This window comes from Leptospira sp. WS58.C1, assembly GCF_040833995.1.
GTDB classification, from domain to species: domain Bacteria; phylum Spirochaetota; class Leptospiria; order Leptospirales; family Leptospiraceae; genus Leptospira_B; species Leptospira_B cinconiae.
Window position 1 is genome coordinate 357428 of record NZ_CP162138.1, and the last position, 15533, is coordinate 372960.

Annotated in this window: 14 protein-coding genes; 4 read left to right on the forward strand and 10 right to left on the reverse strand. The window is 42.6% G+C overall.

The genetic code is table 11. The features are described 5' to 3' along the window. Positions 1–174: 174 nt before the first annotated feature. The 3 genes from AB3N61_RS18940 to AB3N61_RS18950 are packed head-to-tail and all read left to right on the forward strand — an operon-like array spanning position 175 to position 1147. Positions 175–453, forward strand: a complete 279-nt coding sequence (locus AB3N61_RS18940; RefSeq protein ID WP_100769225.1) for a DUF883 family protein — start codon at positions 175–177, stop codon at positions 451–453. 15 nt (positions 454–468) lie between these two features. Continuing rightward, on the forward strand, positions 469–852 hold the full coding sequence (locus tag AB3N61_RS18945; protein ID WP_367899249.1) for an LBF_4227 family protein: 384 nt from the start codon (positions 469–471) through the stop codon (positions 850–852). Between the two features lie 22 nt (positions 853–874). Then, complete coding sequence (locus tag AB3N61_RS18950) at positions 875–1147, forward strand: hypothetical protein (RefSeq protein ID WP_367899250.1); 273 nt, start codon at positions 875–877, stop codon at positions 1145–1147. Positions 1148–1166: 19 nt separating this feature from the next. Here the strand turns inward: AB3N61_RS18950 and pyk are convergent, their stop codons facing one another. The 4 genes from pyk to AB3N61_RS18970 form a co-directional block, all read right to left on the reverse strand. Further along, positions 1167–2597, reverse strand: coding sequence for a pyruvate kinase (gene pyk, locus AB3N61_RS18955; RefSeq protein ID WP_020769945.1), 1431 nt, complete (start codon positions 2595–2597; stop codon positions 1167–1169). Between the two features lie 40 nt (positions 2598–2637). Next, the gene (locus AB3N61_RS18960; protein WP_020770009.1) at positions 2638–4611 is read right to left on the reverse strand and encodes a hypothetical protein; all 1974 of its coding nucleotides are present in this window, start codon (positions 4609–4611) and stop codon (positions 2638–2640) included. Between the two features lie 16 nt (positions 4612–4627). Next, positions 4628–5674: an aspartate-semialdehyde dehydrogenase gene (gene asd / locus AB3N61_RS18965; protein WP_367899251.1), complete on the reverse strand. Its 1047-nt coding sequence runs from the start codon at positions 5672–5674 to the stop codon at positions 4628–4630. Between the two features lie 76 nt (positions 5675–5750). Further along, on the reverse strand, positions 5751–7295 hold the full coding sequence (locus tag AB3N61_RS18970; protein WP_367899252.1) for a hypothetical protein: 1545 nt from the start codon (positions 7293–7295) through the stop codon (positions 5751–5753). A gap of 178 nt (positions 7296–7473) precedes the next feature. Here AB3N61_RS18970 and AB3N61_RS18975 point away from each other — a divergent pair, with 178 nt between their 5' ends. Next, the gene (locus AB3N61_RS18975; RefSeq protein WP_020770099.1) at positions 7474–8871 is read left to right on the forward strand and encodes a hypothetical protein; all 1398 of its coding nucleotides are present in this window, start codon (positions 7474–7476) and stop codon (positions 8869–8871) included. Here AB3N61_RS18975 and AB3N61_RS18980 read toward each other — a convergent pair. The 6 genes from AB3N61_RS18980 to AB3N61_RS19005 all read right to left on the reverse strand — a co-directional run bounded on the left by AB3N61_RS18980 (position 8856) and on the right by AB3N61_RS19005 (position 15315). Then, on the reverse strand, positions 8856–10301 hold the full coding sequence (locus AB3N61_RS18980; RefSeq protein ID WP_367899253.1) for an MBOAT family O-acyltransferase: 1446 nt from the start codon (positions 10299–10301) through the stop codon (positions 8856–8858). The genes AB3N61_RS18975 and AB3N61_RS18980 overlap by 16 nt on opposite strands. A 100-nt stretch (positions 10302–10401) precedes the next feature. Next, entirely contained in the window at positions 10402–10617 is a 216-nt protein-coding gene (locus AB3N61_RS18985; protein WP_081603590.1) for a hypothetical protein, read from the reverse strand. A 796-nt stretch (positions 10618–11413) separates the two neighbouring features. Further along, entirely contained in the window at positions 11414–11788 is a 375-nt protein-coding gene (locus AB3N61_RS18990; protein ID WP_036089777.1) for a phosphatidylinositol phospholipase, read from the reverse strand. Positions 11789–11793: 5 nt separating this feature from the next. After that, positions 11794–12771, reverse strand: coding sequence for a hypothetical protein (locus AB3N61_RS18995; protein ID WP_367899254.1), 978 nt, complete (start codon positions 12769–12771; stop codon positions 11794–11796). A 95-nt stretch (positions 12772–12866) separates the two neighbouring features. Beyond that, positions 12867–13901, reverse strand: coding sequence for a hypothetical protein (locus AB3N61_RS19000; RefSeq protein ID WP_020770130.1), 1035 nt, complete (start codon positions 13899–13901; stop codon positions 12867–12869). Positions 13902–13905: 4 nt separating this feature from the next. Further along, positions 13906–15315, reverse strand: a complete 1410-nt coding sequence (locus AB3N61_RS19005; protein WP_367899255.1) for a helix-turn-helix domain-containing protein — start codon at positions 15313–15315, stop codon at positions 13906–13908. Positions 15316–15533: the final 218 nt, after the last annotated feature.

A 15533-nucleotide genomic window follows, 5' to 3' on the forward strand; every position in this document is an offset into this window, starting at 1 on the left:
GAATGGTTTTCGCTTCAATTTCTATCCGTTTGGTGGTTAGACCTAATATATCGACTTATTTATCCCTACGGTCAAATTTAAAGTCCTTAATTTTTGCAATTGTATGAATTCAAGATGTAAAATTCTTGAAATTGATAAGCTATACTAACATAAAAGTATCTGGAGGGCGTTCTTATGTCTAAAGGTGATAATCTAAGCGAAGAACTCCAAATTTTGAAAGATAAGGCCAAACAAATCACAGGTAAGGCCCGGGAGGAATACTTGGAACATGTATCTGATCTTAAGGAAAAGTTAAAGCAAGTTACTGGTGAAACCAGCGAAAAGGCCAAACAAATTATCGATCAAACGGGAACTTATATCAAAGAAAACCCACAGAAAGCAACTTTGATCGGACTAGGAGTCGGAGTCGGGATAGGCGTGATCATTGGTATGCTTATCGGTCGACGAAAATAGTACGGACATTATCCATTGGCCGCTAAAAAAAAGGATTCGGAAGAAATTCCTTACGAAAAAAGTGAAAAGCAGGAAGGAACTTCATTTTCAAGTTTCGAATTGAAGGAACACCTTCTCGCTTTTATCAATTCGATCTCCGAATATTTCGAAACTCTTCTTCTTCTCGCAAAAAAAATTGCAACGGAAAAGATTGTATTAGGCATCCAAGCCTATATATTCTTCAGGGTCGCTCTTTTCTTTATAAGTTTAAGTGCTTTATTCTTTTTGGCTGCTTTTTTCCTCTTTTTGCAGAGACAATTTGCAGGAGATCCGTTACCTGCAGCTTTAGGGACTGGAGGTCTTTGTCTTTTCATCTCTCTAATAGGCATTTTCGCTCTTATCCGGAAAGTTAGAGCGTAAAGAGTGAAGGAACTCCCGCCGTATGCGTAAGCGAAAATCCAAAGAAAATCTAATCTTCTCCCTAAATCCCCTTTCCGGAGAAGATTACACTCCCTGGAAAGACCCTTCCAAAATGAACAAGGAAGAACTCAGACTCTATCTACAGATCAAAAAATTACAGGTACAACTAAGTTTCGAAAAATTACAATCTTCCATTAGTTATACTGGAATGATAATCGAGGCCTTCCAAAGTCTCGGGCTTCAAGATTGGGTCCTAAAATTGCTAAACCAACAAGTCGAGGATACTTCAGAGTAAGTCTGGAGTTCCTACCACTCTATTTCACCTCTCTAATCTGGATCGTCTCCACCCTATCCGCACCTGCAATAATATCCGACAAGATCACCACTTGGTCCCCATCCTTCACTCGACCGCTCGACTTTAAGGTCTCAATTGCCAGTTTAATCGTTTTTTCAGGGTCACTGGAAAAATCGATTCGGTAAGGGATTACACTTCGAGTTAACCAAAGTTTACGTCGAACCGTAGTCATATTAGTGAAAGCATAGATGAGTGGGAACCTAGGATGGAAGGAAGCCACATTCAAAGCGGTAGTTCCTCTCCGGGTAATCACTATAATAGCAGGAGATTTGATGGAATCGGAAAGCATAGCCGCAGATTTGGCCATTTCTTCCTTCTTGTTGGAAGGAACTCTTTCCAAAACGTACCCAAGCCCTGGCGCCTTCTCCACTCTTTCCGAAATCTTATGCAGCATATCCACACAACGGACCGGAAATTTTCCTGCCGCGGTTTCACCAGACAACATAATTGCATCAGCTTCTTCAAAAACTGCGTTGGCAACATCCGTGACTTCTGCTCGAGTAGGAGAAGGATTATTGATCATGGACTCGAGAAGGTGAGTTGCAACGATCACTCGTTTACCTTTGATCGCACATTCTCGAATAATGGAACGTTGGATCAAGGGAAGTTCCTCGATGGGAAGTTCCACTCCAAGATCCCCCCTTGCTACCATCACACCATCTGCGGCTTCCACGATTTCCACCATGTTTTTCACTGCTTCTTGGTCTTCTATCTTGGCGATAATGTCCGTATGACCGTTATTATCTTCGATAATCTTGCGGAGTTGATGGATATCTTCCGCGGAACGGACGAATGAAAGTGCAATAAAATCCACATCTTCTTCCAGACCGAAAAGAATGTCCTTTTGGTCCTTTTGAGTGATCGACGGTAGATTTACACGGATCCCCGGAAGATTGATATGCTTACGAGAGCCTAGTTTACCGCCATCTACGACTTTACATTTGAGAGCTGTTTCTTGGATCTCTTCCACCACAAGATTGATCAAACCGTTATCTACGGTGACCCTGTCTCCGATCTTCAGATCTTTTACGATATCGCGATAATTTACGAAAACGGATTGTTCTTCGGACTCTTCTCCCGGGATAATATGGAAGGTAAAAGATTCTCCCACTTTCAGATCCAAATGATCTACTTGCAAATCCCCCGTACGGATTTCAGGACCTTGGGTATCCAATAGAATAGCGATCGGATGTTTTAATACATCTTTATTCAAAGATTTAATGGCACGGATAACCGATCTATGAAAGTCGTGATTTCCGTGGGACATGTTCAATCTGGCGATATTCATCCCCGCTTCCGCAAGGGATTGGATCATTTTTTTATCGGCCGTTGCAGGGCCGATCGTGCATATAATTTTAGTTTTTCTGAAATTAACTAATTCATTTTTCATGTATATTCGGTTTTATTAAAATTGCTCCAATGATCCGAGCTCAAATTTTAGGAAGGGTTCTGTTCAGAAAATCTTCTAAAGAAATATAAAAGTCGAACTTTTCCTGTTCCGGCATGCCCGCATTTTTCTGCTCGTCCACGATCCTCTTCGCTTTATCCAGCAAGGCCTTTCCGTTCTTTTTCAGGAACCTTCTCGAAATAAGGATCGGAAAAGAATACTGCTCTTCCTGATTTCTAACCATAAAGGAATGGATTTCCTTTTTTGCATTCTTTTTCAGGAAGTTGATCAGAGTATTTTCGTCCATATCTCCGCCTAAAGCTTGTAAGAGATATTCCCTGTCCGGAAGTTCGTCCTGACTCCAAGCATGGTCCAAAACATCCAAAACTGCGGAAAGGTTTCGTTTGATCTCTGCCTCTTGCTCCGAGCTCAATCCGGAACTTCTTGCAGGAGCGCCCGACTCGGAATTCGCAACGACGGCTACAGCTCTCGCCTTTGCAGTCGCCTCGGCAGCTTCTCTGTCTTTTACCCTTTTTTCGGCAAGCTTGACCTTTTCTTCCTGGGCAACCTTGGTCCTCGCTTCCAGGATCTTTTTATTCTGCTCTGCAGCGAGCCTTGCTCTGATCTCTTCCGCTTCAAATCTATGAACTACATTATTATTCCCGAAAAGGGATCTGAAAAATCTGGTGATAAAAGGAAGATATTTAAAAAGAGAAGAATATTCCAACTTCTCAAATTGAGAACTTGCCTCTTTGGACTCCATCATGTCCCGGATATTCATTTTTGCCAAAACACGGATCTCACTATCGTTCCCGGTAGCAGTAAAAACCCTTTTAGCAGTCTCGACCGCCCCGCTGATACATTCCTTATGAAGAACAAATATATATAGCCCCTTCTTATCCGCAAAATCAGCGTTCAAGATCATATCATGGTTGATGATCAGATTTTTGACTTCTTCTTCGATCGGTTCCCCCCGGAAGCGAAGATAATTCAGATCCACTAATCGATTTGCAGATTTAATATAGTCGAGTAACTCGGAAAGTTTGGCCTTTTTCTCTTCCTTCTCCTTTTTCTCCTTTTCCTCTTCTTCAAAATGGATGAGAGAAAGAAGTTCTTCGACTGCTGTTTTTTGGTCACCGTAAGCAGGGCTTAAAAAAGGAAGGACTTGTCCTGCAATAGAACGAGTATTCTGAAGATCATGTTCGGAAAAATTGCCTAGTACACCAATCCTTTGTAATTCCGGAATGATCCTTTCGTTCAGATATTTTTTATAAGCATCCAATCTCGCAATGATCTCGTCCTGAACATTATAATAAAAAACGGAACGGTTCCCGGGACTCAGAGCATTTTCGTTTCTAAAAAAATAAAGAATTCGGGAATCCACCAGCTTTTTGAGTACCGGCTTTAAATGAATATTGATCGTGGTTTGTTTCAAAACAGGAGTAACGTCAAAATTATCCTGAAACAGATTCCCTATCTCGGAAGAAGCATAGGTCTCGCTTAATTTATTATTATCAATACAATCAAAGATCCATTTCTGGAAGCTCTCCTTCCCTGGGAATTGCCTCTTCTCCTTTACCCACCTTTGGATGGAACTGAAAGAAGTTTGGTTCACTCCGTCCACGTATCTATGGCTAGAACCCGCATCCGTTTGAGAAGGCCTAGCAAAAACGGTGATCAATCTTAGAAAAGAAGCGATCCTTCCGTCGGATGAATCTCCGGTAGGATTATAATCCACCATGCAGATCTTTTTTACGATAGGGGGATTTTGGCGTGCACTCATCTCTCTAAGATAAGCGTTTACCCTTTCCTTATCCAAGGTCAGTTCTCTTGCGAGCTGTTCCGCACTGGGAAGAATTTTATTCGCTACAAACTTTTCCGTCCAATCGCCAATGATCAGTACTAATTTATGAATTCCCTTGTACTGGAAATCCCCTCTGGCCTCTAACGCTTGGGTTAACTGTAAAGCCGAGTTATAATCCGCTACCTTGAGTTCCGGAGATTGGGGATCCAGCATGAGTCATCCTCTTCGACTAGAGTAGGTTTTTCCGATACATCAATTCCGCGTTTAAAATCGCGGCACCGGCAGCCCCACGGACCGTATTATGACTTAGGACAACATATTTCCAATCTAAAATCGGATCAGGTCTAAGTCTTCCCACTACGGTAGTCATCCCTCTCCCTGTTTCCAGGTCCAAACGAGGCTGGGGTCTGTCTTCTTCTTGACGATAAAGAATCGGAAAATCCGGAGCGAGAGGCAACTTTAATTCTTGAGGCTCACCCTTAAAAGAAGACCAGGCTTCTAAAATTTCGGACTCTGTCGGCTTCTTCTTGAATTTTACGGAAACACAAACCGTATGCCCGTCAAAAACAGGGACTCGATTGCAATGAGCGGAAATTTTAAAATCAGCGAGTACGATCTTTCCACCTTCTGTCTTTCCCAGACATTTCAAAGGTTCGATCTCCGCCTTATCTTCTTCTCCACCGATAAAAGGGACTACGTTTCCTAAAATATCCATGGTAGGAACTCCTGGATAACCGGCTCCGGAGATAGCCTGCATGGAGAATAACATAACGGACTCAATACCGAATTTTTCGTAGAGAGGTTTAAGAGAGATGGTGACTCCCATGATCGTACAATTGGAGTTAGTCACGATCTTTCCCGGAGTTTTTTGGCTGGAGAGTACATCCAAATGGTTCGCGTTCACTTCCGCAGAAAGAAGAGGAACGTTTTCGACCATTCTATGATTTTTAGAATTGGAAATAATATGGATACCGGCTTCGGCAAAAGAAGTTTCCACCTCTCCTGCGATAGAAGCGTCCAAACCGGAAAAAGCCAATTTAGCACCTTGGGTAATCTTTGGGTCCGGCAAAGTGATAATTATGTCACGAGCATATTTAGGGATCTCTCCCGAGATCTTCCAACGCTTCTTCATGACTTCCGCATATGTTTTGCCTGCGCTATTCTCGGATGCGCATAGATGGGTTACCTGAAAATAAGGATGGTTTTCCAAAAGTTGGATAAACCTTTGCCCGACGGAGCCGGTGGCTCCCAAAACAGCTACGTTAATTTTGCTCATAGAACTTATTGACCGCTCGCGAACTCAAAGCCCGCTATTATTGTTTTTTTCTATTTTTTCCCGAGACCCCGGACTGTCATTCGACAAATTTAGCGATGAGCGCTGCATACTTAGAATTCATCTTTTGAGTTCCGGCATACGTAAGATGATGAAAGTCCCAAAAATCAGTCGAAGGCAGAGTCCGGCTTAGATCCACAAAATTGTCCCCGCCTCCGCTGATTTCTTTCAGATAAGACAAATGCTCTTTATACCATTCCGAATTCCCATACCAGGAAAGGCTTACCGGGTTTTCAGGATTGTTTATTAAGAGAAACGGCAAATCCTTCTCTTTGAAAAAAGAAATGAGCTTCTTCATATAACGAAAATGAAGAATAGGACGGAACTTCTCCTTTGCGATCTTCTTCTTAGAGTCCGCGAGCACCTGAATGTACTGTAATCCTGGTCTTTTTTTTAGGTCTGTCAGAAGACGAAAATAAAAATATTCCTCATATTGCTTATCGGACATCCCTAGAAAGCGTAGGTCTTCCAACCTTTCTTCTCGAACCGGCTTTCTATCCAAAATCGAAAGATCATCTTCTTTCCCGAAAATCTGTTGGAGCCTTATTCCGAGAACATCCCGAGCCCAATCTTTATGCTCCGCTCCCGCAAAATATGGGATCCAAGTATTGGAAAGTTCCGCCCGGATCCAGTTTTCCTTCTCCCCTTGATTCAAAAATCTAGGATCCAGAAGAATTTTTTTCCAACCTGGACTCGTAAACTCCAAGGTTTGTTTTACGGTATGAGAAGAATTTTCCAAGTCCAGGATGAGCTTTCCGTCCTTCAGGACTTCTTCCACTACCTGGATATAAAAACCTTTGCGAGCCATATAAGGTTTCGGCTGGAAAGAAAAAACTTTCCCGGTCCATCCTCGGAACGTCACTTTTTCCGGAATATCCACACCATTGTATTCCCTAAAGCTGGTGTTCCTACCAAAACGATGCTCATAAAGAGAAGAAGAAATTTTCCAATAAATTTCCTTATAACGATACGAACCGAAGAGTGAAGCCGCTAGATATTCCGAACTTTTCTCCAATCCGATCAAATCCCAAAACTCCACGAGCGTTTCCCAAGGAAAAATGATCTTAGATTGAGGAGCATCCCTAAAATCCAAGGCATCCAGAATGAGCTTGGATTCTTCCGCAGTTTCGTTTTTACCATTCTTCGGATCCAGAACATAGGTCCTATACAATCTCCAATCCACAAAGTTTACCGGATACACCACAAGATCCGGAGATAAACTTAGGAATTGGTTCTTCATCAAGTACACATCCAAAGGGGGCATACCCGCGTAAGATAAAAAGACGACGTCCAAATCCTTCCCAGTGATCTTACGAAGCTCTTTCTCTAGATCCTTGGGATTAATGGAATAACCCGTAACGCTGGAACCTATTACTAATACGCGGAATTTCTGCTTCGAAATCTTTTCGAAAGTTTTAAACTCGTGTAAAAAATTATAAAAATAATCCGCGCCCCAAGAAGATTCGTTAGGCAAGAGCCAAAACGTGTATCGAAACAAGAAGAAGTCCAAAAAAAATACGGAGATCGCAACGGAAAATAAGATCGTTAACTTGGAACGGAACACAGCTCCATAAACTGAAAGTAATTGCCTGTTTGTCCAGAAATTGTTGCATTTTCTACTTTACCTAGGATGAGGCATTGGCCAGGATTCCCAAGTGGTTTGGCTCTGGACTTCGATAATTATTTTCCTAGTCTCACTTATATTTTCCCTATTTACCGCACCTAAAGAAATTTTCTGGAACATGGAAGCTCTGTATCTTCCTTCCGTTTTAATCGATGTTCTTCGGGACGGAGGCTCCTTAAGGACCTGGTCATTTGCCCCCACACCTTATTTTTTTCCGGACCTACCGATCGTTTTTATATTCGGCTATATAACGGAGAATGTTTTCAGGACCTTAACATTTTACGCGATCTTCCAAACATCTCTACTCGCATATCTATTAGGAAAATTCGTCCGGGCAATGGAACCGAAAATGCCCAGACCCCAAAGTTATGTATTCAGCTTACTCTCACTTTCTTCCATATTATTGATCGCTGAAAAATTTCCATTATTGTATTTTTTATATTTTCCATCCGTACATATAAGCGCCTTTCTCACAACGCTCTGGATCTGGCCTTATCTAAGAAGAGAGAAGGTTAAGATACCGAAATATTCCATTTTCCCACTGCTTTCCATACTTACACTTTCGGATAGGATCTTAATCTTGGAATTGTATCTACCGGCGGCACTTTCATGGGCGAGAAGGTACGGTCGTTGGGGAACTTCTTTCCCACTCATCTCCATCCGATTTTTTGCAACCGGGCTCATCGGACTCGGACTTCATTCTCTGATAAAAATATTTTTAGCCATCAACTCACCTAAAAAACTTTCCACACTCGAGTCGATCTCCCACTGGTGGAGTGATTTTTTTGCCTCGATCCTGAGCTTAAAATTATCAGGTGTCTTTCTTTTATTTGCGATCCTGGGCGGGGTCCTATGTTTAAGAAAAGGAAAAGAATCAGGGCATAGTTACGGATTTTTAGGATATTTCCAACTTAGCCTATGCCTTCTGCCCCCCTTACTCGGGCTCTATTCCGGCGAAAATTCGCTTAAATACAGCATCCCGGCAATTGTGATGGTCCCGGTTCTATTTGGGATTTTACCTTCCGTTCAAAACCAAAACTATCTCAGTCATTCTAGAAATTTCGCTTTTTTAGGACTCTTATTCGGCCTCGGGGTATTTGCAATATTTGGAGAAGGAGAAGCACAGTTCAGAGATCCGAGCGAATCTATCCGGCCACCTGAAACAGTCTGCGTAGACGAATGGAAAGAAAAAGATTCATTTGTTTTCGTACTTTCAGAACCGCGCAAAGCAAGAAGGATCCTCGCATATTCCGAAAAAAGGGTCCTCGCTTATCCGATAGATTTCAGCACACTTGAGGGCTCTTATTCGGTCTCCAACAAAGAATGGTTCCTATTCCCGCCGGAAGGACCGATTGCGATATTACCGGATGGCCTAGGAGAATCCAGGATCAAGTCCTTTTACGGAGAACCGACGCGAGTTTTACATTGTGAATCCGGGAGCGGAAAAATATGGGTCTACGAAGATAACGCTAAGATCAGAGATTTTCTACAAAGACCGGTTCAAAAAACAAAGTAAATAAAGGGTTGTGACTCGGAAGAGAATACGACCGCAAACAAAAGCCCAACTCCTACCAAGGCTCCGAAAAATAGCGGATGCAAATTTTCGTAAAAGTTACGAAAACTACCGTCTTTCTCGTCTCGATTGCCGACCCAGGTGGCCGCGAAAAATAGAAAAAATGCGATAATTAAAATACGCAAAGAAGAAAGCGAGGGATCCGCACCGGTTGAAAACCCCAAAAGTTTTTCGAAAACGATCCCTGTGGTTTTCCAATTCGGAGATCTAAAAAATACCCAACAAAGAACTACACAAAAGATCACAAAGATCCTATAGGAAAATCTGCCTAAAATCCCAAGTCCATTCGTAGCGGAAAAAAAATCGGGCCAAAATTTTTTTCCCATTCTTTCCATGGCTAAGAATAAACCGTGAACCCCGCCCCAAACCACAAAATTCCAGCTGGCTCCATGCCAGAGCCCACCCAAAAGCATGGTTAAAAACAAATTCACGTAAGTCCTTAGCTCGGTTTTACGATTTCCCCCCAAAGGAATGTATAAATAATTTCGCAGCCAAGAAGAAAGAGAGATATGCCATCTTCTCCAAAAATCGGAAAACCCGGAGGCAAGATAAGGCATCCTAAAATTTTCAGTCAGCCTAAAGCCCAAAAGAAGAGCGCACCCCAAAGCGATATCGGTATATCCGCTAAAATCACAATAAATCTGAAGAGAATAAGCGAAAACTGCTGCCCATGCATAGGCACTCGAAAATTCAGAAGGAGTCCTATAAAAAGAATCCGGTAAGATCGAAAGTTGATCCGCGATCACCACCTTCTTCCATACTCCCATCAACAGCAAAACGAGACCTTCTCTCAGCGGGAGTTCCTTCCATACTACCCAAGACTTGAGTTGAGGCAAAAAGGTCTTGGCTGGGACAATAGGTCCCGCAACTAACTGGGGAAAGAAGGAGAGAAAGAGTGCGTAATTCCAAAAATTCTTTTCAGGTAAAATTTCCCTTCTAAACACGTCGATCGTGTAACTCAAGGACTGAAACGTGTAAAAAGAGATCCCTACGGGAAGCACAATGCGCCATACAGGAAGACTTAAATTTAGCCCAAATGCCGATAATACGGCATTTCCGGACTCCATAAGGAAAATAAAATATTTAAAAAAAGCTAAAACACCTAGATTCAAAACCAATGAAAAAGTAAGTAAGGTCGCCCGCGCTCTACCTTCTTTTTGATCCATTGTTTTTCCGATCCAATAATCCAAGATCGTTGTCCCGAAAAGAAGGAGCCCAAACTTGGGATTCCAAGACATATAGAAAAAATAGCTCCCAGCTATCAAAAAAGACTTCAGGATCCATTCCGGAAGAGCGTTTAGCTTAGGCAAAACCCATCTTAGCCCAAATATAAGCAGAAAGAAAAATAAAAAGAGTGGGGTGGCGAAATTCATTTACCTAATTTTAAGCAATATTTAAGATTTTATAGTTTTGCTTGTTTATAATCTTTATTATGTTTTATTTTAATCCGTTTTCTGCTTAATATTCTGCTTTCTAAATTGTCCACTTGCACCGAACCCCACAATTCGGACAATTTGCAGTGATCTCAGCCTTTACTCGGCGGCCCTTAGGCGTTTCTACCTTTCCAATTGCCACGAATTCGAAGTCTACTCCTTCTGGAACATAGTGACCGCCACCATATTTGGCGGAACCTTCGATTAAATTTGAGCAGGCATGGCATTTTACTCTCAACTTGATTACTTCGGCCATTGGAAGAGGATCTACGAACCTTCTCCTTTCGCAAGAAGAAAGTAATTCTCGAGCCTGTCAAAACCTCATGGGGGTGTAAATCGGATACACATGACTAAATGACATATATATTGGCATTAAAGATGGGCGAGAGATCCCCATGCTGGGCTGTTTTATAGAGACACGAACACGAAACAACGAATGATAAGGATTTTGGATTAGATGCCCAGAAAGGGACAGTTGGCCCGAAAGATTCCTTAGGGCCCCCTTGGAAAGAATCAATGAAATTGCAGTATTTTTCCGAAACACCAAGGCAGCCGCCAGAAGTCTTCTTTCGAAAAGCAAAAAGGAGTCATCTCGACTATTCCGTATTGATTCTTTGCCCCACTCTCCGGGCAGAATCGCACCTAATTGAGACAATTAAATGCCAATATTTGGACATCCAAAGATTGAGCCGGATGGCCGAATTGACGCCTTATACTACTGCCAGCCTGAAAGGATCTTTTGGTTTTAATGACGAAATAGAGAGCATTAGCTTGGAGGCCACATACCTTCGAAAGGGAGCCCCTTTTTCTACAATCCCGCCGAGCGCCCCGGGTACAATGCATCGAGTTGGTCTGGACAATTATCCAATCCTCTTGCTTATAATTAGGCACTTGCACAAAAGCCCTAATCCGGGCGCTTGAAGTCGACTTTTCGGCGATAAATGACTATTTATGCATATAGTTGCCCATTTATGGGCATTTAATAGCAGATTCTGCCCATTTGCGAAAACTGCATTTTGTTCCTGTGCTACACACAGGGAATTTTTTGAAATTTAGGCTCTTTTGCGAGCGGGCGTCTGTTTTTTGGCAGGGGCTGATTTTTTGGGAGCAGTTAACTTCTTCTTGTCCTTTTTTGAATCGATTGCGCTTGCATCGAAGTTCACATCCAATCCCATTTTTTTATTTCGTTTCACCATATATACGAAATGTCTCACATACTGAGCATAAGGCTCAGGCACAGATTTAGGATCGAAGTCTAAAGGATTTTCTAAAAGAGAGCGGACCACGGCCTGATTGAGATCTTCTTTGCTAGTGACCATAAGAGTTTCTAATCTGCGAAGAATTTCGTGATCGTTCACCTCGCTAGTAACTTTCTTCATCGCATTCAAAAGCCTCTGAAAAGAGGTTCGTTTGATCTTCACGGCCATATTTGTTAAGTTAGAATTTCTGGGGTCGGACGACCAGAAGAAAATTTATGTGAGCCTTGTCCGGCCTTAACTGATACCTTTTCGAGTGATGGCTGCAGCTCTTGGCCTGTAACGGGAGTTCCTACTTTATTAACGGATGACTTTCCAGTTGCCACCCGGAGTCCAGAGTCGTCTGATACAGCCTTCCCTAATTCCGGCTCTTTGCCGAGGTCGACCCAGGAGAAGACCCGGTTTTTGACGAATTTCTCGGATGCCCAAACCATGCCCCCTATTCTGCCGGATCCTTGCTTCCATCCGGTCCCAAGTGCACTTTCTACGTCTTTGCCTAAATCGTCAGCCCCAGTGGTAGGAACTCCCGACCCTAAAGACAGATTTCTTTGCTTTTCAACGAAGCAGAATGATCCGCGGTGAGAGTCTTTCCCGCTTAGATAAACAGAAATTACATCCGAGCATCCGGATAGGGCTTCCCCATAAGTAACCCCAGCATCGGAAGAGGTCTCATGAGTGCCAGACTTCCCTTTGGGTCCGGAGCCTGGTAGGAACTCCAGTTGGGCCCCCTGCCCGATTTTCAAATTCAGCAATACAGCATTTAGACCAAGTAAACAGTTTTGAGAAAAAACCGAAGACCTTGAAAAAATTTCAGAAGCAAATTTCCGATTCTGGATTCCAAACTTGGAATCAGAACGGTTCCTCTTTTCCACTTTTTGATCTTTGGAAATTTTTGCGACTCTGGTAGGAACAACTTCATCCGCAAGGAGAGAATCCAAATCCGGAAAGTCGGATAATCTTTCTTCTTCCGAATAAGAAATTCCCTCGGCAAGCACTTGATCCACTTCTTCTTGGTAGATGGATTTTAGTTCTTCCGAAATGGACTCTTCCGCCTCGACAATAATTTGAGAAGAAAGTTCTGAGTCGGAACCCTCTTCCGCAAAGGCAGAGTTAGAGCCCAGAGTCAGGGCAGCAATAAGCAAGAACTGTGCCAAAAAATTATGTCTCATTCGAAAAAACATGACAGTATAGCCCATTTTTAACCATTTTTAAGGGAAATGGAAGCTTTTTTTACCGTTTTTCTAGGAATTTAAGCGGTCTTTCGGAACAGTCTCTTGGCCCGGAGCTTCCATTCCCAAAGTACGATTTCTTGCTCTTTGTTCTCAGCCCGGTCCTGCTCTTTTTCCAAAAGTGCATAAACCATACTCGCGATATCTTTGGAAAAACCCTTTTCTAGTTCTGCCTCGAATTCTTTTTCTCTAGTTTCTAAAATTAAGCCGGCGAGTCGAAAACCTTCATCTAAATTTTTTAATTTAGGTGCCCAGCCTTTTAGCTCTTCCTTATTATCTTCGTTTCGGATCATCACGTCCAAGAAGGTTCGAATGAATGCAACTTCTTCCGCCTTTAGTGTAAATTCCAAAAGTAATTGTTTTACTTTTTCCAACTCCATTTTACGGAGATGGATCCTGGCCAAAAAAACCGGATTTTTGGAGTGCATGTTCAGGTTTCCTTTCTCCAATAAATCCGTAGCTCGGACCTTGTTGAAATCTACTATGCTGGATTCTTCCCTCAGACTTTTTTCCAGTTCCTCTTTTCCGGGAGACGGCTTCTCTCCTACTGCCCCAATCTTTTGGGCCACCTTTCTTTTGATGATGAGCATGTTCAAGGAAGGAAACCTGATTTTCAGCGCTACCAATTCCTGGCGAGGGAACTCCTCATCCAAAACAAGGTGGTGCATTTCCACACCCTCTTCCCTAGCTTTGAGCAGACTATCCACCCTCTCGTAATGGTAGATGATTACCGGTAAAATATCACATTCACTTCCGCTATTCAGGAAGATAGTTCGGACCTCGTTTCCGGAACTGGAATGTTGGTATGGGATCACAAGCTTTCCCTGCTTTACGTTTACGAAACTTAGTTCCCCTAACCTAAAATGGGAAAGGTCAAAATCCTCCCCTAAAAATACGATCCTCGGCACCGGAACTACGATGGACTGGTTTTTGGCTCCTTTTGGGACCTCAGGGCCCCGGGAGGTAAAAACTACGTACGTCATTTTTCCCAAGCGGACTTTTACTAAAAATCCGGCAGGAGTTTTTCTTTCTTCGTATAAGGAATCTAATTCCAAAATTTTAACCCAAACCCAGGTTTTTTAATTTATATTGCAAAGATCCCCTGGAAATCCCAAGCGCCTTTGCCATTCGTATTTGATTTCCGCCGAATAATTTATCCGCCAAAAGAATTTTTTGGCGTTCCACGGCTTCCACAGCTTTTCGCAAATCCAAGTCCTCCGGATCCGGAAGAGAAATCCCTTTCGAACCTTCTTTTTTCAGATCGGAATTTCGGATCTCTCCCGAGCCGGAATTTAAAACAGCTTCTTCGATCGCATTTCGGAGATCCTCTAAACTTTGACAGGAAACTCCTTCCACTAAAGAAACGATTGCCTCTTCGGAGAGCGCCAAATCAGGGCGACCATGCAGCTCACAGACCTCATGGAAAATTGGACCAACCGCAGCTATTTTATCCGATTTTGCCCAATCTTTCCAAGCGGGCAATTCTAACCTATTTTCGGCCAAAAGAGAACGAAAATATAAAAACTCTTCTATTGATTTTTTGTTTGAGTTTTCTAAAAATATAAGACGGGATTTTCCGGACTTTCTCTGAGAATATTCGAACAGGATTCTTTGCTGGGCCAAAGAATAATTCTCCGAATTTTCTAAAATTAGGGTCCCAGACTCGGCCATTTTTTCCCAATCGATCAGAGCCTTTTCCAACTTCGATGCTTGTTCCGGGAGGATCGAAACCGTCAAAATTGGCCGACCGGGAAATTCCCTTTTTTGGATCCATTTTGCTAAGGTTTTTTTTCCAGAAGAAGCAGGGCCGGAAATACAGATAGTCCGAGATTCTTTGAATTTTTCGAGTTGGGATCCTTTTCCATTTCCCAATCGGAAAAGTAACTCCCCCAGAGGATCCGGGCCCAGGTCCTCGAAAGTTTTATAAAAAGAAGAAGGTCCGGAGTCTTTTTTGAAGAGTCCAGCCACCTTCTGGCAAAGTAAATGTACGAGTAAAATTTGTTTTTCTTCTGCTTCGTTTGGAAGTTCCATTAGGAAGAATCCAAACATTCTGCCATTCAGTAAAACTGGGGACAGCAGGCATCCCAGAGAGTCATCCCGGAATAATTCCAATTCTTTCGTTCTAGGCAAAAAGAATGGAGTTTTGCTGTCCTCTAAACGGCTGCGGATTTGGGATCCCTTTGTTAGGAAGGGATAGAAAAATCCTTCTTCTCCGTACCCCCAGGAAGCTGCCTCCTCCAAGGAGGAAGGGTCCGATTCTGAGACCAGAGCGACAAGCCCAGCCTTGCCTTCAATTAATCTTAAACATTCCGGAAAGGCAAGTGGTAATAATATCCTAAGTTCTTTAGGATCTGGACTCCCCCAAATAAATTCTTCCGGAGCGGATAGCATAGAAGGGAAAATGTTTAAAATTAAGCATGGTGTCAACCATGTACCTGGACTTTCTTTCGAATGTCGGACGTCCGACATTCGCATCCGATTTTTCTGCATTTTTTTGAAAATTTAAGAATTAGTTTGAATGCTTCTCCCCTTCTTCTTATATGGAAATATAGCGTTGGCTTCGGGCCCGAAGTTGACTTTTTAATTTTTATTTTTGTTTAAATTCCCTCCATATTCTTTCGATTTCCAAAGGAAGAAGTAAAGGACGGGATGTCGGACATCCGACAATTGAGATACAAGGGAACAGA